Source organism: Streptomyces sp. NPDC020807, assembly GCF_040641575.1.
In the GTDB taxonomy this organism is placed as follows: domain Bacteria; phylum Actinomycetota; class Actinomycetes; order Streptomycetales; family Streptomycetaceae; genus Streptomyces.
Map to the genome: position 1 here is coordinate 496,699 of NZ_JBFADU010000004.1, position 21,329 is coordinate 518,027.

Genomic DNA, 21,329 nt, shown 5'->3' on the forward strand with positions numbered 1-21,329 from the left:
CGGCAGAATCACTTGCCATGGGGATAGTCGCCGGACTCGACAGCTCTGCAGGTTTCACGCGCATCGTCGTCTGTGACACGGACACGGGTGCCGTCCTGCGCCAGGGGTACGCCCCTCACCAGATCGAACCCAAGGCCGCCGAGGTCGACCCGCAGGCCTGGCTGCTCTCGCTCGGGCAGGCCGCGACCGGCGGCCTCCTGGAGGGCGTCCAGGCCATCGGCGTCTCCGCCCAGCAGCACGGCCTCGTGCCGCTCGACGCGCAGGGCGCGCTCGTGCGCCCCGCGCTCGTCGGCAACGACAAGCGGGCCCAGGTCGCCGCCGCCGACCTCGTCGAGTCGTTCGGCGGCCGTGCGGCGTGGGCCGAGGCCGTCGGTTCCGTGCCGGGCGCCGGGCAGCCCGTCGCGAAGCTGCGCTGGCTCGCCCGTTCGGAGCCCGAGAACGCGCAGCGCGTCGCGGCAGTCCTCCAGCCGCACGACTGGCTCGTCTGGCAGCTCCTCGGCCGCCCCGCACGCCGCACCACCGACCGGGGCGCCGCCTCCGGCACCGGCTACTGGTCCGCCCGTACCGGGGCCTACCGCACCGACCTGCTGGAACTCGCGCTCGGTCATCCCGCGGAACTGCCCGAGGTGCTCGCTCCCGCCGAGGCCGCCGGGACCACACCCGAGGGGCTGCTCATCTCCGCCGGTACCGGGGAGACCATGGCGGCCGCCCTCGGTCTCGGGCTCGGGCCCGGCGACGCCGTCGTCTCCCTCGGCGCCTCCGGCTCCGTCATGGCCGTCCACCACGAGGCCCTCGCCGACGCCGGCGGCGTGATCACCTCCTTCGCGGACGCCACCGGCATGCACCTGCCCGTCGTCCACACCTCCAACGCGGTACGCGCCCTGCGCGGCACCGCCGAGATGCTGGGCGCGGAGTCGCTGGAGGAGCTGTCCGAGCTCGCGCTGAAGTCCACGCCGGGCTCGTCCGGGCTGGTGCTCCTGCCGTACCTGGAAGGGGAGCGGACGCCCAGCCTTCCGCACACCGCCGGCACCCTCAGCGGCCTGCGCCGCGAGTCCATGAAGCCCGAGCACCTCGCCCGCGCCGCCTTCGAGGGCATGCTCTGCGCCCTCGCCGACGCCATGGACGTCCTGCGCGGCCGGGGCGTCACCGTGCGGCGGATCTTCCTGCTCGGCGCCGCCGCCGGCCTGCCGGCCGTCCAGGCGATCGCCCCCGCGCTCTTCGGCGCGCAGGTCGTCGTCCCCCAGCCGGCCGACTACGCGGCCCTCGGTGCCGCGCGGCAGGCCGCGTGGGCCCTCGGCGTCGCCCGGGGCACGCTGTCCCCCGGCGCTCCCCCGGCCTGGCAGGGCGCCGCCGCCCAGATCCTGGAGCCCGGCGAGGAGCTCGCCGTGGGGCAGGCCGTGCGCCAGCAGTACGTGGCCACGCGGGAGCAGATCCACCCCGGGGCGTTCGCGGGACAGTAGGAGGACTCTCCGGCCGGTGGTCCCCCGGGTCCACCGGCCCTCCTGCGTAAAGCTTTGACAAGGGTTCGCGGGCCGGGGCCGGGCGGTTCCCCTGACACGCGCCAAACTCGCTCGTAACGGTCACTGCCCGCGGGCGATAGTAGGTCCCGTGCTCATAAGACTTCTCCGGACCCACCTCCGGCCCTACCGAAAACCGATCGCCCTGCTCGTCCTGCTCCAGTTCCTGCAGACCTGCGCGAGCCTCTATCTGCCGACGCTGAACGCCGACATCATCGACAACGGTGTCGTCAACGGCGACACCGGATACATCCTGCGCTTCGGCGCGCTGATGGTCGGCGTCTCCGTCGTCCAGGTCGTCTGCAACATCGGCGCCGTCTTCTACGGCGCCCGTACGGCGTCCGCGCTGGGCCGGGACATCCGGGGAGCCGTCTTCGACCGGGTCCAGTCCTTCTCCGCCCGCGAGCTCGGGCACTTCGGCGCGCCGTCGCTGATCACCCGCACGACCAACGACGTGCAGCAGGTCCAGATGCTGGCCCTGATGGCGTTCACGCTGATGGTCTCCGCGCCGATCATGTGCGTCGGCGGCATCGTGATGGCCCTCGGCCAGGACGTGCCGCTGTCCGCCGTGCTGCTCGCCGTCGTGCCGGTCCTCGGCATCTCGGTGACGCTCATCGTGCGGAGGATGCGGCCGCTGTTCCGGACCATGCAGGAGCGGCTCGACACGGTGAACCGGGTGCTGCGCGAGCAGATCACCGGCAACCGCGTCATCCGCGCCTTCGTCCGGGACGGGTACGAGGAGGAGCGCTTCCGCGGCGCCAACACCGACCTCACCGACGTGTCGATGGCGACCGGCCGGCTGATGGCGCTGATGTTCCCGGTCGTCATGACCGTCGTGAACGTCTCCAGCGTCGCCGTCGTCTGGTTCGGCGCGCACCGCATCGACAGCGGCGGCATGGAGATCGGCGCGCTGACCGCGTTCCTCGCCTACCTGATGCAGATCGTCATGGCGGTCATGATGGCCACCTTCATGTTCATGATGGTGCCGCGTGCCGAGGTCTGCGCCGAGCGCATCGAGGAGGTCCTCGGGACCGAGACGAGCGTCGTGCCGCCGGCCGAGCCGGTGACGGCCCTCGACCGGCGCGGGCACCTGGAGGTCAGGAGCGCGGACTTCCGGTACCCGGGCGCCGAGGAGTCCGTACTGAAGGACGTCGGTCTCGTCGCCCTGCCGGGGGAGACCACGGCGATCATCGGCTCGACCGGCAGCGGCAAGTCGACGCTGCTCGGGCTCGTGCCCCGGCTCTTCGACGCGACCGGCGGCGAGGTCCTCGTCGACGGCGTCGACGTGCGGAAGCTCGACCCGGCGCTCATGGCGAAGACCGTGAGCCTCGTGCCGCAGAAGCCGTACCTCTTCTCCGGGACCGTGGCGACCAACCTGCGGTACGGGAATCCCGACGCGACCGACGAGGAGCTCTGGCACGCCCTGGAGGTGGCCCAGGCCGCCGACTTCGTACGGAAGCTGGAGCACGGCCTGAACGCGCCGATCGCGCAGGGCGGCACCAACGTCTCCGGCGGTCAGCGGCAGCGGCTCTCGATCGCGCGGACGCTGGTGCAGAAGCCGGAGATCTACCTCTTCGACGACTCGTTCTCCGCGCTCGACTACGAGACGGACGCCCTGCTGCGCGCGGCGCTCCGTGCGGAGACGGCGGACGCGACCGTGGTGATCGTCGCCCAGCGGGTGGCGACCATCCGCGACGCCGACCGGATCGTCGTCCTCGACGAGGGCCGGGTGGTCGGCACGGGCCGGCACCAGGAGCTGATGGCGGAGAACGAGACGTACCGGGAGATCGTGCTCTCCCAGCTGACCGAGGCGGAGGCAGCCTGATGGCCGGTCCTGGCGGACGCATGATGGCCGGTGGCGGCCCCGACCAGCGGTCGATCGACTTCAAGGGGTCCACCAAGCGGCTCCTGAAGCAGCTCGCGCCCGAGCGGACCGCGCTCTGGGTGATGCTGGTCGCCTGTGTGCTGTCGGTGGCGGCCTCGGTCGTCGGGCCGAAGATCCTCGGCAAGGCGACCGACCTCGTCTTCGCGGGGGTCGTCGGGCGGCAGATGCCCGAGGGCGTCACGAAGGCGGAGGCCCTCGCGAAGCTCCGGGCCGACGGCGACGGCGGCATGGCCGACATGCTGTCCGGGGTGGACTTCACGCCCGGACAGGGCATCGACTTCGGCGCGGTCGGCGAGGTCCTGCTCTGGGTCCTCCTCGTCTACGTGGCGGCGGGCCTGCTCATGCTGGTCTCCACCCGCATGTCGATCCTGGTGATCAACCGGACGGTCTTCCGCATGCGCGAGGACATCCAGACCAAGCTGTCGCGGCTGCCGCTGTCGTACTTCGACAAGGCGAAGCGCGGCGAGGTGCTGTCCCGGGCGACCAACGACATCGACAACCTCGGGCAGACGCTCCAGCAGTCGATGGGCCAGCTGATCAACTCGCTGCTGACCATCGTCGGCGTCCTCGCGATGATGTTCTGGATCTCGCCGCTGCTCGCCCTGGTGGCGCTGGTGACGGTGCCGGTCTCGGTCGTCGTCGCGGCGAGGATCGGCAAGCGCTCGCAGCCGCACTTCGTGCAGCAGTGGAAGTCCACGGGCACGCTCAACGCGCACATCGAGGAGATGTACACCGGGCACACCCTGGTGAAGGTCTTCGGGCGGCAGGAGGAGTCCGCGGAGGACTTCCGGCGGCAGAACGAGGAGCTGTACGAGGCCGGGTTCAAGGCGCAGTTCAACAGCGGCGTCATGCAGCCGGTGATGTTCTTCGTCTCGAACATCAACTACGTCCTCGTGGCCGTCGTCGGCGGTCTGCGGGTGGCGAGCGGCACGCTCTCCATCGGTGACGTGCAGGCGTTCATCCAGTACTCGCGCCAGTTCTCGATGCCGCTGACGCAGGTCGCGTCGATGGCGAACCTGGTGCAGTCGGGCGTCGCGTCGGCGGAGCGGATCTTCGAGCTCCTCGACGCCGAGGAGCAGGAGCCGGACGCGCCGAAGAGCGAGAAGCCCGTCGCCCTCAAGGGCCGGGTGGCCCTGGAGGACGTCGCCTTCCGCTACGAGGCCGACAAGCCGCTCATCGAGGACCTGTCGCTCACGGTGGAACCCGGCCAGACGGTCGCGATCGTCGGACCGACCGGCGCGGGCAAGACGACCCTCGTCAACCTGCTCATGCGGTTCTACGAGGTCACGGGCGGCCGGATCACCCTCGACGGGGTCGACATCGCGAAGATGTCCCGCGAGGACCTGCGGGCCGGGATCGGCATGGTCCTCCAGGACACCTGGCTCTTCGGCGGCACGATCGCGGAGAACATCGCGTACGGCGCGACGCGCGAGGTGACCCGGGCGGAGATCGAGGAGGCGGCGCGGGCCGCGCACGCCGACCGGTTCGTCCGGACGCTGCCCGAGGGCTACGACACCGTCATCGACGACGACGGGGCCGGGGTCAGCGCGGGCGAGAAGCAGCTGATCACGATCGCGCGGGCGTTCCTGTCCGACCCGGTGATCCTCGTCCTCGACGAGGCCACCAGCTCGGTCGACACCCGCACCGAGGTCCTCATCCAGAAGGCGATGGCGCGCCTCGCCCACGGGCGGACGTCCTTCGTCATCGCGCACCGGCTCTCCACGATCCGGGACGCGGACGTGATCCTGGTGATGGAGAGCGGCTCGATCGTCGAGCAGGGCACCCACGAGGAGCTCCTCGCGGCCGGCGGGGCGTACGCCCGGCTGTACGCGGCGCAGTTCGCGCAGGCGGTGGCCGAGGTCGACTGACCCGGCCCCTGCGAGGCGTGTGACCCGTGCCGCATGATGTGCGGCATGGGTCACACGAACGAGAGTTCCTGGGTGCCGTCGGTCACCCTTCTGGTCGGCATCGGGCGGACGGGGACGGCGGCGTTGCTCGTCGGCGCGGACGGCCGGGTCCGCGGGGACGCGGACATGGTCTTCGAGGGCCGGCCGGTCCATCCCTCCGGCGCCGTCCGGCACAAGGAGAGCGGGGTCCTGTCCCTCGCGCTGCACGAGGTGGAGCCGGAGGTCGAGCGGATCGTCATCGCCGGCCCGGCGGGCCCCGGCTCGCTGGCGGCGATGGCTCCGGACCGGGAGGTGGTCGTCGCCTGGCTGATAGCCGCGCCGGAGGACGCGGAGGCCGTCGTGTTCGGCGAGTTCTTCCGCGAGTCGGGCGGCTGGAAGTTCACCGGGATCGGGGAGGGGTACGCCTCCGGGCTCGCCGAGCTCGTCACGGCGTACGGGGTCGGGGGCGGGGGCTCGGCAAAGTCCGGGGCGGAGGCCGGGGCCGGGACCGAGGCGCCGAGCCAGGCGCTGGCCCGGTCTCCGTGGCGGGTCCTGTCCGCCCAGGCGGCGCCGGCCCGACCTGCTCCTGAGGCCGGCGGACCGCCCGCCCCCGCCACGCAGCCCGCCCCCGCCCCCGTCGCACCGCCCGTTCCCACCGCGCAGCCCGCCCCCGTCGCACCGCCCTTCCCCGCCGGACTCCCGCACGCCTCGCGGCCGTACGAGCTCGTCGCGGGATGGGAGTTCGGGCCGGTCTTCGAGCCCTTCACGGCCACCGGCGAGGGCGAGCGGGTGGTGCGTACGGACGGCCGTGTGCCGCCCGGTCCCGTCCTGGTCGAGGCCGCGCGCGAGGGCGGGGGCTACTTCGGCGTCTTCTCGCTGGCCAAGTTCGGCAGGGACGACGACATCATCGCGAACACCACCCTCCAGGACTTCGCGGGGAGTTCGGTCGTCCGGGCCCCCGGGGACCGCCCCCTCCAGCTGCGCGTCGACGCGCGCGTCGGCAACCGCTGGGCCCTGCGCGTGAGCCCCGTCGCCGCCGCCAGGCACCTGACGGGCACGTTGAGCGGGCGCGGCCCCGAGGCCCTGCTGTACACGGGCGGCGCGGCCGACCTCCGGGTGCAGGTCGAGGCAGACGAGAAGGGACGGGGCTACGTCAGCATGGCGTACCACGAGGTCGCCGGACGCACGACGCTCCTGACCCACCCCGCCGTTGCCGTGAGCGGCACCGGCCCGCTGGCGCACACCGTCCCGATCCCGGCGGGGCCGCTGCTGATGCTCTTCGAGACGGACGCGCCGTGGACGCTCACGGTGCGGGAGATCGACTAGACCCCGGGTAGCCCGCTCAGGGTCGGCCGTCCCCTAGGCCCTGTCCGGGCGATCAAGTTGGCAGCAGTCCATCACTGACGCGGGATATCAATGCCCGCCGCGCGCAGGTGCCCCTCGACCAGCCCGTTCAGCCGGGCCACGGACGGTGCCTCGTCCTCCCGGTGGTGGTTGACCACGCCGTACCGGGAGGCCGCGTCGGGACCGTGCGGTTGCTTGGCCGGCAGCGTCAGCAGCGCGCGGGCGCCCAGCAGGTTGGCGGCCACCGCTGAGGCCAGCTCCTCGATCCGCGGGTCGTCGGGATCCCAGGACCTCGCCTCCCAGCCGCGCTTGGTCAGCTCGACGAACTCGGGGTCGTCGAGCCGGTGTTCGAGGTTGGCCAGGAAGAGGTCGAAGACCTCGGGAGTCAGCGCCCGCGACAGCACCAGGGCCTCCCGCTGGGTGGTGACGTAGTCGGGGCTGAAGTCGAGCTCGGCGAGTCGCTCCAGGACCGCGCAGGCCCGGTCGGGCAGCAGGGCGCGGTCACCGTGGGCGAGCCGGTGCAGGGTGTCGCGGCGGGCGGTCAGCTCCTCGATCTGTTCGGTGAGCCGGCGGCGGACGTCGTCCAGGGCGGTGGCGAACCGCTCGGGCTCGGCGTCGAGCAGATCGCCGATCTCGGCCAGCGGTACGCCCGCCCCGGCCAGGGCCCGGACCTGGACAAGGCGCAGCAGGTCGGTCGAACCGTAGCGCCGGTAGCCGGAATGGTCGCGTTCCGGTTCGGCGACCAGGCCGAGCCGGTGGTAGTGCCGCACCGTCTTGACGGTGATGTCGACGAAAGCCGCCGCCTGACCGATCGTGAGCCCCTGTGCCATGGGGTGAGAGTAACGCTCCGCCATCGCCTTGACCTTGACCTTGGGTCAGGGTCCACGCTCATCTCACACCCGCTGACGCGAGATGAGGAATCACCATGAGTGAGCAGAACACCGCCGCCGCGCAGGACCGCCCCGAGCTGCGGAAGGCCATGCAGGAGATCGTCGGCGCCGGATTCGCCGGCGTGCAGCTGCGCGTGAACGACGAGCTCGGCGAGTGGGTCGGCAGCGCCGGGGTGAGCGAGCTGGGCCGGACCGCGAAGCCGCCGACCGACGGGCACTTTCGGGTCGGCAGCGTCACCAAGACCTTTGTCGCGACCGTCGTCCTGCAGCTGGTGGCCGAGGGCAGGCTCGGCCTCGAGGACCTGGTGGCCGACCACTTGCCCGAGTTCCGGCTCGACCGGCGGATCACCGTACGGATGCTCCTGCAGCACACCAGCGGGTTGTTCAACTTCACCGGCGAGTTCTCCAAGGACGGGTCGGTCGAACCCGGTGTGGTCGCCGGGTGGGGCAAGGAGTGGGTGGACCTGCAGCACGCGACCTACCGGCCGGAGGAGCTGGTGCGGGGGGCGTTGGCGAAGCCGTCGCGGTTCGATCCGGGGACGGCCTGGAGCTACTCCAACACCAACTACGTCCTGGCCAGGCTCCTGATCGAGCAGGTCACCGGCTGCTCGCTGCCCGAGGAGACGCACCGGCTGATCCTGGGCCCGCTCGGGCTGACGGGCACCCTCCTTCCGGAGACCCGGGAGGACATCCCCGAGCCGCACGCCCACGGCTACTTCGGCTACGACGACGCCGGACAGTGGAAGGTGGTCGACACCACCCGCTTCAACCCCTCCTGGGTATCCGCCGCCGGCGACATGATCTCGACCAGCCGGGACCTCCACACGTTCTTCTCCGCGCTGAACAGCGGCAAGCTCGTCTCGCCCGAGCTTCTGGCCGAGATGCGCGTCGCGGACCCCACGATGGGTTACGGCCTGGGGGTGTTCGTGGAGGAGCTGGACGGCGGCGGCACTGTCCTCCACCACAACGGAGGGTTCTGGGGCTGGGGCGCACTGATGTACAGCACGCCCGACGGCACCAAGACCCTGACCGGCTCGCTGACCTCCGGGGACGTCGAAATGGACCTGCCCACCATGGCCGGGAGGTTCGAGAGGGTGAAGCAGACACTGGTCAAGGCGGTGTTTACCTAGGACTTGTCCGGCCGTCACGTGCGGAACCAGATGGCGAGGGTTGCGGCGGCAGCGGTGCCGAGGAAGACGTAGCCGCGCTTGTGGTAGCGGGTGGCCACCGCTCTGGCGTGCTCGAGCCGGTTGATCGTCCGTTCGACGGTGTTGCGTTTCTTGTACCGCTCTTCGACGAGGCTCTGCCAGGGCATTTCGCCCTGGTGTTCTGCCGCCGCGCCCCCCTTTGAGCCGGGAGCCGTCGGTGGTTCGGTCCGGGCGCCGGCGGCGTGCTGATGTGCCCGCACGATGGTGGAGTCGACCGGGATGTCCCGGTCGATCTCCCCGGCCGCGTCGGCCTCGGCTGCACCTGCCGGAGCAGGCGTTCCCGGGTTCCGTCGGCCGACCACAGGCGGTGGCGTTCGTAGACCGTTTCCACGGGCCGAACCGTTCAGGCAGGCCACGCCACTGAACGCCGGTCCGCACCCGGTGCAGAATCCCGTTGATCACCTGCCGGTGATCCCGCCACCTGCCGCAACGCCTGTTGCTGACCGGCAGGAACAGCCGCGGCCGTTCCCACTCGGCATCCGTCAGATCACCCCCGCCCCATGTCCACATCATCGACACGGGTCCTAGTCCAAATACCCCCGCAGCTGGTCCGCGTACGCGTGGTCGCGGAGTTTGCCGAGGGTCTTGGACTCGATCTGGCGGATGCGTTCGCGCGTCACGCCGAAGATGCGGCCGATCTCCTCCAGGGTGCGGGGCCTGCCGTCGTCCAGGCCGTAGCGGAGCTGGACGACCTTGCGTTCGCGTTCGCCGAGGGTGGAGAGGACGTCTTCCAGGTGGCGGCGGAGGAGCAGGAACGCGGCGGACTCGACGGGTGAGGCGGCGTCGCCGTCCTCGATGAGGTCGCCGAGGGAGACGTCCTCCTCCTCGCCGACGGGGGCGTGCAGGGAGACCGGTTCCTGGGCGAGGCGGAGGACCTCGCCGACCCGCTCGGGGGCGAGGTCCAGCTGGGCGGCGACCTCCTCGGCGGTGGGCTCGTACCCGCGTTCCTGGAGCATGCGGCGCTGGACGCGGATGACCCGGTTGATCAGTTCGACGACGTGGACGGGGACGCGGATGGTCCTGGCCTGGTCGGCGAGGGCGCGGGACATGGCCTGGCGGATCCACCAGGTCGCGTACGTGGAGAACTTGTAGCCGCGGGCGTAGTCGAACTTCTCGACGGCCCTGATGAGGCCGAGGTTCCCCTCCTGGACGAGGTCGAGCATGGTGAGGCCGCGGCCGACGTACCGCTTGGCGACGGAGACGACGAGGCGGAGGTTGGCCTCGATGAGCTTGCGCTTCGCCATCCGCCCGAGGACGACGATCCGGTCGAGGTCGCCCGCCAACCGGGTGTCGAGGTCGGGGGTGCTGGCGAGTTTCTCCTCGGCGAAGAGGCCGGCCTCGATCCGGCGGGCGAGTTCGACCTCCTCGACGGCGGTGAGGAGCGGGATGCGGCCGATCTCGCGGAGGTACTGGCGGAAGAGGTCGGAGGAGGGGCCGTTGCCGCCGAGGTCGGTGCGGGCGCGCTGGACGGGTATCTCCGGGAGTTCGGCCTGCTCGTCGTCCGGTTCGGCGGTCTGGTTCCCGGGCCGGGTCTCCGGCTGGATCTCGGGCTGGATCTCGGTCTGCACGGCGGGCGACCTCCAGGGAGGGGCGGAACGACACCGTCATCCAGTGTGGGGTACGACACATCGCGGCACGAGGGGCGTGCGGTCACTTTTTGAGGTCGCCGAGTGACCCAGCGTGCTTCAGAGCGCCGCCGCGCCGTTGTTTCGCAGCGACTGGCCGTACTGGGTGAGCACCCACAGTTCGTTCTGGACGGCCGCGACCTGCGCGGGGTCGCCGTTGGCGCCGAGCCGGGCGAGGGTGCCCTGGACGTCGCGGATGCGTCGGTCGACGGCCCGGAGCCGTACGGTCACGAGCTGGTCGCTCGCGTAGGCCTCGTCGACGGACTTGGCGAAGATCGTCTCGACGGCGAGCTCCGTGACGAGGGCCCGGACGGAGTCGTTGGGCGCGGCCTCGCGGACGGCGTCGAGGTAGTCGGAGGGGGCGCCGGTGGCGCCGCCCGCGTCCTGGACGCACTGGCGGACGGCCGCGTAGGGCGGGGCGGTGAACTCGTCGATCCCGTAGGCGTCGAAGGCCGGGGAGACCAGTTCGGGGCGCTGGAGCGCGAGCTTGAGGAGTTCGCGCTCGGTGCGGTGGGCGGGGCTGCGCAGGTTGAGCGCGGGGCCGGGGGTGACGGCGGCCGGGGCGGGCGTGTCGTACGTGCGCTGCGGGCGGGCCTGCCGGTCGGCGCCGCGCTCCCCGCCCTGCCGCTGCCAGCGGGCGATCTGCGAGACCCGGCGGACGACGAACCGCTCGTCGAGGATGCCGAGCATGCCGGCGAGCTGGACGGCGACCTCGTGCTGGGAGGCGATGTTCTTGATCTTCGCGACGATCGGGGCGGCCTCGTCGAGGGCGGCGGCGCGCCCCGCCGGGGTCTCCAGGTCGTACCGGTTCACGATCTGCCGGAGGGCGAACTCGAAGAGCGGGGTGCGGGGCTGGACGAGCTCGGCGACGGCCTCGTCGCCCTTGGCGAGCCGCAGTTCGCAGGGGTCCATGCCGTCGGGGGCGATGGCGATGTACGTCTCCGCCGCGAACTTCTGGTCGTCCTCGAAGGCGCGCAGGGCGGCCTTCTGGCCGGCGGCGTCGCCGTCGAAGGTGAAGATCACGCGGGCCGAGCCGTTGTCCATGAGGAGCCGGCGGAGGATCTTGATGTGGTCGGCGCCGAAGGCGGTGCCGCAGGTGGCGATGGCGGTGGTGACGCCGGCGAGGTGGCAGGCCATGACGTCGGTGTAGCCCTCGACGACGACGGCCCGGCTGACCTTGGCGATGTCCTTCTTCGCCAGGTCGATGCCGTAGAGCACCTGGGACTTCTTGTAGATCGGCGTCTCGGGCGTGTTGAGGTACTTGGGGCCGTTGTCGTCGTCGCGGAGCTTGCGCGCGCCGAAGCCGACGATCTCGCCGCCGACGTCCCTGATCGGCCACATGAGCCGGCCTCGGAAGCGGTCGATGGGGCCGCGGCGGCCGTCCTGGGAGAGGCCGGAGAGGATCAGCTCCTTGTCGGAGAAGCCCTTGCCGCGCAGGAAGCGGGTGAGGTGGTCCCAGCCGGCCGGTGAGTAGCCGACGCCGAAGTGGGCGGCGGCGGCCTGGTCGAAGCCGCGCTCGGCGAGGAACTTGCGGCCGATCTCGGCCTCGGGCGAGCCGAGTTGGTCGATGTAGTACTGGGCGGCGACCTTGTGGGCCTCGACCAGGCGGATGCGCTCCCCGCGCTGGTGGCCGGGGTTGTAGCCGCCCTCCTCGTACCGCAGGGTGATGCCCGCCTTCGCGGCGAGGCGCTCGACCGTCTCCGAGAAGGAGAGGTGGTCGATCTTCATCACGAAGGCGATGGTGTCGCCGCCCTCCTGGCAGCCGAAGCAGTGGAACAGTCCCTTGCTGGGGCTGACCTGGAAGGAGGGCGACTTCTCGTCGTGGAAGGGGCAGAGACCCTTGAGGTTTCCGCCGCCCGCGTTGCGCAGCTGGAGGTACTCGGACACGACGGCGTCGATCGGGACCGCGTCCCGTACCGCCTTCACGTCGTCTTCGTTGATCCTGCCTGCCACGCAGGAAGTCTACGGGGAAGCGGCTCGGATCAGACCAGGCTCTCCAGGGGGACGGAGGGGTCGCAGAGGGCGTCCGGGTCCACGGGCGTCCGGGCGCGGATGAGCTGCTGGATGGGGTCTGTGACGTCCCACACATTCACGTTCATCCCGGCGAGGACCCGGCCGTCCTTCAGCCAGAAGGCGATGAACTCGCGCTTGCCGGTGTCGCCCCGGACGACGACCTGGTCGTACGTCCCCGGGGGCGCCCAGCCCGAGTACTCCATGCCCAGGTCGTACTGGTCGGAGAAGAAGTAGGGGACCCGGTCGTAGGAGACGTGCTGCCCGAGCATGGCGCGGGCGGCGGCCGGGCCGCCGTTGAGGGCGTTGGCCCAGTGCTCGACGCGGAGGCGGTGGCGCAGGAGCGGGTGGAGGGCGGCGGCGACGTCGCCGGCGGCGAAGACGTCGGGGTCGGAGGTGCGCAGCGACTCGTCGACGGCGATGCCGCCGCCGTCGGCGCGGTCGACGAGCGCGAGCCCGGAGTTCTCGGCGAGGGCGGTGCGGGGCGCGGCGCCGATGGCGGCGAGCACGGCGTGCGCCGGGTGCTCCTCGCCGTCGTCGGTGCGGACGGCGAGGACCATGCCGTCCTGGCCGACGATCTCGGTGAGCCGGGCGCCGAAGTGGAAGCGGACGCCGTGGTCGGCGTGGAGGTCGGCGAAGAGCTGGCCGAGCTCGGGGCCGAGGACGCGGTGGAGCGGGGTGGGGTCGGCCTCGACGACGGTGACCTCGGCGCCGTAGCCGCGGGCGGCGGCGGCGACTTCCAGGCCGATCCAGCCGCCGCCGGCGATCACCAGGTGGCCGTTGTCCCGGCCGAGGCCGGTGAGGACCTGGCGGAGCCGGTCGGCGTGGGCGAGGCGGCGCAGGTGGTGGACGCCGGCGAGCTCGGTGCCGGGGACGTCGAGGCGGCGGGGCTCGGCGCCGGTGGCGAGGAGGAGCTTGTCGTACCGGATGACGGTGCCGTCGCCGAGGCGGACGGTGTGGGCGTCCCGGTCGACGGCGGTGACGGACTGGCCGAGGTGCAGTTCGATGTCGTGCGCCGCGTACCAGCCGGCCTCGTGGACGAAGGCGCTGTCGCGCTCCTTCGCGCCGGTCAGGTAGCCCTTGGAGAGGGGCGGCCGTTCGTAGGGGTGCTCGCGTTCGTCGCCGATCAGGATCACCCGGCCGTTGAACCCCTCGTCGCGGAGGGTCTCCGCCGCCTTGGCCCCTGCCAGGCCCCCGCCGACGATGACAAAGGTCTGATCTGCGTCGACCACGTCGATTCCTCCTCGTTGCGACCGCTTCCAACCTACGCCCCCGGGGCGTGCCTGCGAGGGTCCCGCACGGAACGGGACGGCGGAAGAGGGCGGGGGCCTGGACCGGCTCAGCGGTGGTGGGGGTGGAGGCGGGTGTGGAGGGCGCGGGCGGAGGCGTCGGTGAGGTTGGCGATCTGGTCGACGATCACCCGCTTGCGGGCCCGGTCGTCGGGGGCGGCGTCGAACGCGGCCCTGAACTGCGGTTCGAGGCCGTCGGGGGCGCGCAGGACGAGGGCCTCGGCGAGTTCGGTGACGACGACCCGCTGGTCGGCGCGGAGGACTTCCTGCTCGGCGCGTTGCATCACGTACCGGTCGGCGACGGCCTTGAGGACGGCGCATTCGTTGCGGGTGGCGCGGGGGACGACGAGTTCGGCGGCGTACCGCGTGAGGCGGCCGGTGCCGTACTCCTGGCGGGTGGCGCCCTCGGCGGCGAGGCAGAAGCGGCCGATGAGCTGGCTGGTGGCGTCCTTGAGGCGGGCCTGCGCGACGGCCGAGCCGTCGTATCCGTGCGGCCACCACTCCTGGTCGACGAGGCGGTCGAGGGCCTCGGCGAGCTCCTGGGGGTCGGTGTCCTCGGGGACGTAGCGGCCGACGGCGACGGCGAAGATGTCGGCGCGCTCGGGCTCGGCGAGGAGGAGGTTGGGGTCGATGTGGCCGGCGTGCAGCCCGTCCTCGAAGTCGTGGACCGAGTAGGCCACGTCGTCGGACCAGTCCATGACCTGGGCCTCGAAGCACTTGCGGTGGGCGGGGGCGCCCTCGCGGATCCACGCGAAGACGGGGAGGTCGTCCTCGTACACCCCGAACTTGGGCGAGCCGGGGTCGTCGGGGTGTCCGCCGCGCGGCCAGGGGTACTTGGTGGCGGCGTCGAGCGCGGCGCGGGTGAGGTTGAGCCCGACGCTGACGAGCTCGCCCTCGTCGTTCTTCACGAAGCGTTTGGGTTCGATGCGGGTGAGGAGGCGGAGCGACTGGGCGTTGCCCTCGAAGCCGCCGCAGTCCTTGGCGGCGTCGTTGAGCGCCTGCTCGCCGTTGTGCCCGAAGGGCGGGTGGCCCATGTCGTGGGAGAGGCAGGCGGCTTCGACGAGGTCGGGGTCGCAGCCGAGGGCGGCGCCGAGCTCGCGGCCGACCTGGGCGCACTCCAGGGAGTGCGTGAGGCGGGTGCGGGGGCTGGCGTCCCACCGGTGGCCCCGGGTGCCGGGGGTGACGACCTGGGTCTTGCCGGCGAGCCTGCGCAGGGCTGCGGAGTGCAGGACGCGGGCGCGGTCCCGCTGGAAGGCGGTGCGGCCGGGTCGCTTGTCGGGCTCGGCGGCCCAGCGCTCGGTGGCGGCGGGGTCGTAGCCGGGCGTGCCCGTGGTGTCGGCGGTTCCGGTGGTGCCGGCGGTGGCCGCGCTGCCCTTGGTGTCCTCGATGCCTTCCATGTCTCGAAGGTAACCGGAGGCACCGACAGAAGTACTCAGATGGCGACGAGTTGCCTCACGGGGAAGGCGGCCCGTGCGTACCGGTGCAGGATCAGCCGGGCGAGGGCCGGGTGGTCGCCGAGCGGGGCGGAGGCGATCCAGGGGGCGTGGGCGGCGGCGCGGGTCGCGAAGAGGCCGGGGGCGGTGAAGCAGGAGGCGACGGCGACGCGGTGCCGGCCGCGGGCTGCGAAGGCGCGGAGGGCGTCGGGGACGGTGGGGGCGGCGGCGGAGGCGTACGCGGGGACGACGGGGACGCCGAGCCGCTCGCCGAGGAGGGCGGCGATCCGCCGGGTCTCGGCGCCGGACCGGGGGTCCCGCGACCCGGCGGAGGCCAGCACCACGCCGTCCCCCGTGATCCATCCGGCCTCGGCGAGCCGGTCGGCGAGCGCCTCGACGAGGAGCGGGTGGGCCCCCAGGGGCCGGGCGACGGCGGCACGGAGGCCGGGGACGGCCTCGACGGCTGCGGGCAGGTCGTGGGTGACGTGGTGGCCGGGGGCGAACAGCAGCGGCACGAGGACGGCCTCGCGGCCCTCGGCGGCGATCGCGGCGAGCGTCTCGTCGAGCAGCGGCGCGTTGAGCTCGATGTGCGCGAGCCGCACGTCGGTCTCCGGCCGCACCTCCCGCACCCGCTGGAGCAGCCGCTCCAGGGTCTCCTGGGCACGGGGGTCCCGTGAGCCGTGCCCGACGGCGACGAGGACGGGCCGTCGGGAGGGGGTACGCGACTGGTTCATGCCCCGATCGTGCCGCCGGGACGTTGCGCCCCCGTTGCGCGGGGGTCACGGGTGATTGCCACGACCTCACACTCCGGGGGCGGGGCGGGGCAGGGCAGGGCAGGGCAGGGCAGGGAGGGCCCGGCAGGGAGGGCCGGGCCGGGAGGGCAGGCTGCGGCGGCCGGGTCCGTGCTCCGCGGCCCCGGCCCGTACGCCACGACCCGGCCCGCGGCCCCGGCCCGTACGCCACGACCCGGCCCGCGGCCCGGCCCGTACGCCACGACCCGGCTCGCGGCCCCGGCTACGCGTCCAGCCAGACCTTCAGGGGGCCGATCTCCTCGAAGCCGGCGGCGAGGGCCGGGAGGAGGTCGTCGCCCGCTTCGTAGCCGACGAGGGGGCGGTCCGCGGGGGCCGCGGAGAGGACGCCCGCCCAGGTCGCGGACGGGTCGGGGCCGAAGACGTTGGAGACGCCCGTGACCCGGGCGCTCGTCGTGAGGACCGCGCCGCCGAGGATCGTGCCGTCCTCAGCGTGGCCCGCGACGATCGTGGTCGAGGGGTCCGCGAGGAGCTCGGGCCGGAACAGGGCCGCCTCCTCGGCGTCGCCGCCGCTCCACGCGAGCGCCCACGCCGCCAGTTCGCCGGGCGTACGGACCGGGCGCCAGTCGCCGACGGCGTCGGGGGCCGGGAGGCCCGCCGGGCGGGCGATCCACCGGGCGTCGAAGAGGAGCCGGAAGCCCTCGGTTTCGAGGTCGAGGCGGGCGTAACTGTCCTTGACGGAGGCGCCGGGAGCGGTGCGGTCGACGCCGGCCAGGGCGTCCGCCGCCCCGGCGTCCGCCGTGAGCGTCACCGCGTCCGGGTAGTAGAGCGGCGTGCGCGCGGCGCTGGTCCAGGCCCGGGGGCCGAAGGCGCCGGTGAGGCCGTGGGCCCGGCACATGGCCTCGCACCACTCGGCGTTGTTGCGGACCGCGTCGTTCAGGACGTCGTTGTTGATCACGGGCGGATCGTACGGGTCCGGTCCCGCCCCTCTCTCTTCCTTTTTCGTTCCGAATCACGGAAAATCTTTTCCGCCATGAGAATGTCACCGCCCTCACTCCCCCGCCGCGCCGCCGCCGAGTTCATCGGCACCGCCGCCCTCGTCGCCGTCGTCGTCGGCTCCGGCATCCGCGCCGACGCGCTCAGCCAGGACATCGGCGTCCGGCTGCTCGCCAACGCCGCCGCCTCCGCCCTCGGACTGGGGCTGCTCATCGCACTCATCGGCCCGCTCTCCGGCGCCCACTTCAACCCGGTCGTCACCCTGTCGGAAGGGTGGTCCCGCCGACGTGACGCGGAGGCGACCCGGCAGGTCCTCGCCTACATCGGCGCCCAGCTCGCCGGCGCCGTCGCGGGGGCCCTCCTCGCCGAGGCCATGTTCGGCCGGGCGCCCGGCGCCTGGGCCACCGAGCCGCGCTCGGCCCCGCACCTGCTGCTCGGCGAGGCCGTCGCCACCGCCGGGCTCGTCCTCGTCGTGCAGGGCCTCCGCCACATCGGCCGCCCCGGCCTCGCCCCGGTCGCCGTCGCCGGATACATCGCCGCCGCCATCTGGTTCACCTCCTCCGGCTCCTTCGCGAACCCCGCCGCCACCCTCGGCCGCGCCTTCACCGACTCCTTCACCGGCATCGCCCCCGGCTCCGTCCCCGCCTACGCCGCCGCCCAGCTCCTCGGCATGGTCCTCGGCCTCGCGCTCGCCGGTGTGCTGTACGGAACAGTCCGGCGCCCCGGCGAACCGAACACCGCCGAACCGCGTCGGACGGGGTGACAAGGAAGCGCCCAAGGAAGCGACCCCGGAGGTTCCCCGCATGACCGGACGACGACGGCTCACCCGACTGATCCCCCGCACCCCCCGGGCCCGCCGCCGCACCGTCCAGGCCGTCATGCTCGGCGCCGTCCTCGCGCTCGCCCCCGCGACCTGGATGCACACGGCCGCCGCGGGCAAGCTCCGCACCGCCGCCGACGTCCCCTCCCGGGACGTCGCCGTCGTCTTCGGCGCCGGACTGTGGAACGGCCGCCCGACCCCGTACCTCGCGCACCGCCTCGACACCGCCGCCGAGCTCTACCGCACCGGCAAGGTCCGGGTCCTGCTCGTCACCGGCGACAACAGCAGGACCTCCTACGACGAACCCAGCGCCATGCGCGCGTACCTCACCGAGCGCGGTGTCCCCGAGGCCCGGATCGTCAGCGACTACGCGGGCTTCGACACCTGGGACTCCTGCGTCCGCGCGAAGAAGGTCTTCGGCGTCGACCGGGCCGTCCTCGTCACCCAGGACTTCCACATCAAGCGGGCCGTCGCCCTCTGCGACCGCGCCGGAGTGGAGTCGTACGGCGTCGGGGTCGCCGAACCCCACGACGGCGTCTGGTACTACGGCACCACCCGCGAGATCCTCGCCGCGGGCAAGGCCGCCCTCGACGCGGGCCTCCGCCCCGACCCCCACTTCCTCGGACCGCGGGAGACGGGCGTCACCGAGGCACTCGCCGCACCGGCCCCGGCACGTGGGGCCCTCGCCTCACCGGCCCCGGCCCGGTGAGCTGAGCGGAGAGCACCCCGGCCGTAATACGCCGCGCCGTCCCGCGTAACACGCCTGACGCACGCTGGCCGCATGTCCGACGCCACAGCCGAGGCCCCCGGCGGCGCCACCGCCGTCCAGGCCCCGACGCCGACCCACTGCCCCTACTGCGCCCTGCAGTGCGGCATGTCGCTGCGCCCCACCGGCGACCCGGCCCTCCCCGCCGAAGTGGTCGAGCGGACCGACTTCCCCGTCAACCGGGGCGCGCTCTGCGGCAAGGGCCGCACCGCCCCCTCCGTACTCTCCTCCCGGGTCCGGCTCACCGAGCCCCTGGTCCGACGCCCTGACACCGGGGCCCTGGCTCCCGCGACCTGGGAGGAGGCACTCGCCGCCGTCGCCGACGGACTGCGCCGGGCCCGAGCCGACCACGGCGCCGACGCCGTGGGGGTCTTCGGCGGCGGCGGACTCACCAACGAGAAGGCGTACACGCTCGGCAAGTTCGCCCGGATCGTGCTCGGCACCTCGCAGATCGACTACAACGGCCGCTTCTGCATGTCGTCCGCCGCCGCCGCGGGCGGCAGGGCCTTCGGCCTCGACCGGGGACTCCCCTTCCCGCTGGAGGACATCCCGAAGACCGGCTGCGTGATCCTCGTCGGCTCCAACCTCGCCGAGACCATGCCTCCCGCCCTGCGCTACCTCACCGAACTGCGCGCCAACGGCGGCAAGCTGATCGTGATCGACCCGCGCCGCACCCGCACCGCCGAACAGGCCGACCTCCACCTCGCCCCGCGCCCCGGCACCGACCTCGCGCTCGCCCTCGGCATGCTGCACCTCGTGATCGCCGAGGGACGGGTCGACGAGGAGTTCGTGGCGGGGCGCACCGAGGGCTGGGAGGCCGCCCGCGCCGCGACGATGTCCCACTGGCCCGAGCAGGTCGAGCGGATCACCGGCGTGTCCGTGCCGCGCCTGCGCGAGGCCGTCGCGATGTTCTGCGACGCGGACGGTGGCACGTTCCCCGGGACCGGCATGGTCCTCACCGCGCGCGGCCCCGAGCAGCAGTCCAAGGGCACCGACACCGTCGGCGCCTGGATCAACCTCTGCCTCGCCACCGGCCGCGCCGGGAGGCCGTACTCCGGATACGGCTGCCTCACCGGCCAGGGCAACGGCCAGGGCGGCCGCGAACACGGCCAGAAGGCCGACCAGTTGCCCGGCTACCGGAAGCTCGACGACCCCGCCGCCCGCGCCCACGTCGCCGAGGTCTGGGGCGTCCCGCCGGAGTCCCTGCCGGGGCCGGGGCGGAGCGCGTACGAGCTCCTCGACGCACTCGGCGGCGACGTCAGGGCGCTGCTCCTCATGGGTTCCAACCCGGTCGTCTCCGCCCCCGCCGCCGCGCACGTCGAGGACCGGATCCGCTCGCTCGACTTCCTCGCCGTCGCCGACGTCGTCCTCTCCGAGACCGCCCAACTGGCCGACGTGGTCCTGCCGGTGACCCAGTGGGCCGAGGAGACGGGCACGATGACCAACCTCGAAGGCCGGGTCCTGCTGCGCCGCCGGGCCCTCACCCCTCCCCCGGGCGTACGGAGCGACCTGGAGGTCCTGCGCGCGCTCGCCGGACTCCTCGACGCCGGACGCGAGAAGGGCTTCCCAACCGATCCCGAGGAGGTCTTCGACGAACTCCGCCGCGCCTCCTCCGGCGGCCCCGCCGACTACGCGGGCATCAGCTACCGCCGCATCGAGGAGGAGCGGGGGGTCTTCTGGCCCTGCCCCGCCGAGGACCACACCGGAACGCCCCGGCTCTTCCTCGACCGCTTCGCGACCCCCGACGGGCGCGCGCGGTTCGTGCCCGTCGTCCACCGCCCCGCGGCCGAGGAGACGGACGCCGACTACCCGGTGGTCCTCACCACCGGCCGGGTCGTCTCCCAGTACCAGTCGGGCGCGCAGACCCGGCGCGTCGACGAGCTGAACGCGGCGGCGCCCGGCCCGTTCGTCGAGCTCCACCCGCGCCTCGCCGAGCGGCTCGGCGTCGCCGAGGGCGAACCGCTCGCGGTCGTCTCCCGGCGCGGGCGGGCGGTCGCACCGGCCCGGATCACGACGGCGATCCGCGCCGACACCGTCTTCATGCCGTTCCACTGGTACGGGGAGGGGCGGGCGAACACGCTGGTGAACCCGGCGCTCGACCCGGTCTCGCGGATGCCGGAGTTCAAGGTGTGCGCGGTGCGCCTGGAGCGGGTTCCGGAACCCTCGTGAACCAGTCGCCGCCGGGGATGAGCGGGCCGACCCGCGTCCCCGGCGCCGCCGTGTAGACCCAGGCGGTCACCTCGCGGCCGCCCCGCTCCCGCACCACCTCGCGGGCGGCCCGCTCGTACCCCGCGTCGAACTCCATCCGGTCCAGGACGCCGAGGAGTTCGCCGTACGCCTCCGGTGCCGCCGTCACCAGCGCGCCCGCGACCGTCCCGGCGCCCGGGACGGCGTACGGATAGCCCGGGCCGTCGTGCAGGAGCGCACCGGGCAGTCGGGCGTCCTCCTCGGCGACGGTCCGGCCGAGGAGGAGCCGGTCGTGGTTGTACGCGCCCGGGCGCAGCGTCCCGTACACGAAGAACGGCAGCGCGCTCACGGGTGCGCCACCTCGCGGCCCAGCCACGCCAGGTACGCGGCGGACGCCCGCACGACCGGGGTCGCGAGGACCTCCGGGGTCTCGTAGTCGTGCGCGGCGAGGAGGTGCGCCTCCAGGGCCTCGTAGGCCGCCTCCGTCGTCTTGAACACCACCTGCCACTCCTCGGCGGTCTCGATCGCCCGCTGCCAGTGGTAGACGGAGGTCACGGGCCCGGAGACCTGCGCACAGGCGGCGAGCCGCGCCTCGACGGCACCGCGGGCGAGGGCGTCGGCCTTGGCGCGGCTGTCGGTGGTGGTGAGGACGGTGAGGGCGAGGGGGGCGGGGCCGTCGAAGGTGGGCGTCATGGCCTCACGGTACGGGGCGGGGGTCGGGCGA

17 protein-coding genes and 1 pseudogene are annotated in these 21,329 nt (G+C 73.0%); 8 read left to right on the forward strand and 10 right to left on the reverse strand.

Annotated elements, in window-relative coordinates:
- Positions 1–17 precede the first annotated feature (17 nt).
- The 4 genes from AB0G79_RS09950 (at position 18) to AB0G79_RS09965 (ending at position 6,614) form a co-directional block, all read left to right on the forward strand.
- A complete protein-coding gene (locus AB0G79_RS09950) occupies positions 18–1,460 on the forward strand; it encodes an FGGY family carbohydrate kinase (RefSeq protein ID WP_360803003.1) in 1,443 nt (480 codons plus the stop codon).
- Between the two features lie 148 nt (positions 1,461–1,608).
- Positions 1,609–3,342 (forward strand): ABC transporter ATP-binding protein, encoded by a 1,734-nt coding sequence (locus tag AB0G79_RS09955; RefSeq protein WP_360803006.1) that lies wholly within the window; start codon positions 1,609–1,611, stop codon positions 3,340–3,342.
- Positions 3,342–5,270, forward strand: a complete 1,929-nt coding sequence (locus AB0G79_RS09960) for an ABC transporter ATP-binding protein (RefSeq protein WP_360803009.1) — start codon at positions 3,342–3,344, stop codon at positions 5,268–5,270. The genes AB0G79_RS09955 and AB0G79_RS09960 overlap by 1 nt, the downstream gene beginning before the upstream one ends.
- Positions 5,271–5,315: 45 nt before the next feature.
- A complete protein-coding gene (locus AB0G79_RS09965) occupies positions 5,316–6,614 on the forward strand; it encodes a TerD family protein (protein ID WP_360803012.1) in 1,299 nt (432 codons plus the stop codon).
- A 71-nt stretch (positions 6,615–6,685) separates the two neighbouring features.
- Here AB0G79_RS09965 and AB0G79_RS09970 read toward each other — a convergent pair whose 3' ends face one another.
- Positions 6,686–7,462: a MerR family transcriptional regulator gene (locus AB0G79_RS09970; protein ID WP_150264669.1), complete on the reverse strand. Its 777-nt coding sequence runs from the start codon at positions 7,460–7,462 to the stop codon at positions 6,686–6,688.
- A gap of 95 nt (positions 7,463–7,557) precedes the next feature.
- On the opposite strand from AB0G79_RS09970, the gene AB0G79_RS09975 reads away from it, so the two are divergent.
- Entirely contained in the window at positions 7,558–8,652 is a 1,095-nt protein-coding gene (locus tag AB0G79_RS09975; protein ID WP_360803015.1) for a serine hydrolase domain-containing protein, read from the forward strand.
- Between the two features lie 14 nt (positions 8,653–8,666).
- Here AB0G79_RS09975 and AB0G79_RS09980 read toward each other — a convergent pair.
- The 7 genes and pseudogenes from AB0G79_RS09980 to AB0G79_RS10010 form a co-directional block, all read right to left on the reverse strand.
- A pseudogene (locus tag AB0G79_RS09980) lies at positions 8,667–9,240 on the reverse strand (IS5 family transposase).
- Positions 9,241–9,254: 14 nt separating this feature from the next.
- Positions 9,255–10,298: an RNA polymerase sigma factor gene (locus AB0G79_RS09985; protein WP_360803018.1), complete on the reverse strand. Its 1,044-nt coding sequence runs from the start codon at positions 10,296–10,298 to the stop codon at positions 9,255–9,257.
- 117 nt (positions 10,299–10,415) lie between these two features.
- The gene (gene dnaG / locus AB0G79_RS09990) at positions 10,416–12,308 is read right to left on the reverse strand and encodes a DNA primase (protein WP_360803021.1); all 1,893 of its coding nucleotides are present in this window, start codon (positions 12,306–12,308) and stop codon (positions 10,416–10,418) included.
- Between the two features lie 29 nt (positions 12,309–12,337).
- Entirely contained in the window at positions 12,338–13,597 is a 1,260-nt protein-coding gene (locus AB0G79_RS09995; RefSeq protein WP_360803024.1) for an FAD-dependent oxidoreductase, read from the reverse strand.
- Between the two features lie 107 nt (positions 13,598–13,704).
- The gene (locus tag AB0G79_RS10000; protein ID WP_360803027.1) at positions 13,705–15,051 is read right to left on the reverse strand and encodes a deoxyguanosinetriphosphate triphosphohydrolase; all 1,347 of its coding nucleotides are present in this window, start codon (positions 15,049–15,051) and stop codon (positions 13,705–13,707) included.
- A 35-nt stretch (positions 15,052–15,086) separates the two neighbouring features.
- The gene (locus AB0G79_RS10005; RefSeq protein WP_360803030.1) at positions 15,087–15,821 is read right to left on the reverse strand and encodes a sirohydrochlorin chelatase; all 735 of its coding nucleotides are present in this window, start codon (positions 15,819–15,821) and stop codon (positions 15,087–15,089) included.
- A 280-nt stretch (positions 15,822–16,101) separates the two neighbouring features.
- The gene (locus AB0G79_RS10010; protein WP_360803107.1) at positions 16,102–16,734 is read right to left on the reverse strand and encodes a hypothetical protein; all 633 of its coding nucleotides are present in this window, start codon (positions 16,732–16,734) and stop codon (positions 16,102–16,104) included.
- Between the two features lie 135 nt (positions 16,735–16,869).
- Here AB0G79_RS10010 and AB0G79_RS10015 point away from each other — a divergent pair, with 135 nt between their 5' ends.
- From AB0G79_RS10015 to AB0G79_RS10025, 3 genes are all read left to right on the forward strand, one after another.
- Positions 16,870–17,595, forward strand: a complete 726-nt coding sequence (locus AB0G79_RS10015; RefSeq protein ID WP_360803033.1) for an aquaporin — start codon at positions 16,870–16,872, stop codon at positions 17,593–17,595.
- 40 nt (positions 17,596–17,635) lie between these two features.
- A complete protein-coding gene (locus AB0G79_RS10020; protein ID WP_360803036.1) occupies positions 17,636–18,361 on the forward strand; it encodes an ElyC/SanA/YdcF family protein in 726 nt (241 codons plus the stop codon).
- Positions 18,362–18,433: 72 nt separating this feature from the next.
- On the forward strand, positions 18,434–20,587 hold the full coding sequence (locus AB0G79_RS10025; RefSeq protein ID WP_360803039.1) for a molybdopterin oxidoreductase family protein: 2,154 nt from the start codon (positions 18,434–18,436) through the stop codon (positions 20,585–20,587).
- On the opposite strand, the gene AB0G79_RS10030 is transcribed toward AB0G79_RS10025, so the two are convergent.
- Positions 20,541–20,954, reverse strand: a complete 414-nt coding sequence (locus AB0G79_RS10030) for a gamma-glutamylcyclotransferase family protein (protein ID WP_360803042.1) — start codon at positions 20,952–20,954, stop codon at positions 20,541–20,543. The two genes, AB0G79_RS10025 and AB0G79_RS10030, sit on opposite strands and share 47 nt — an antisense overlap.
- Complete coding sequence (cutA, locus tag AB0G79_RS10035; RefSeq protein WP_360803109.1) at positions 20,951–21,298, reverse strand: divalent-cation tolerance protein CutA; 348 nt, start codon at positions 21,296–21,298, stop codon at positions 20,951–20,953. The genes AB0G79_RS10030 and cutA overlap by 4 nt, the downstream gene beginning before the upstream one ends.
- Positions 21,299–21,329 lie beyond the last annotated feature (31 nt).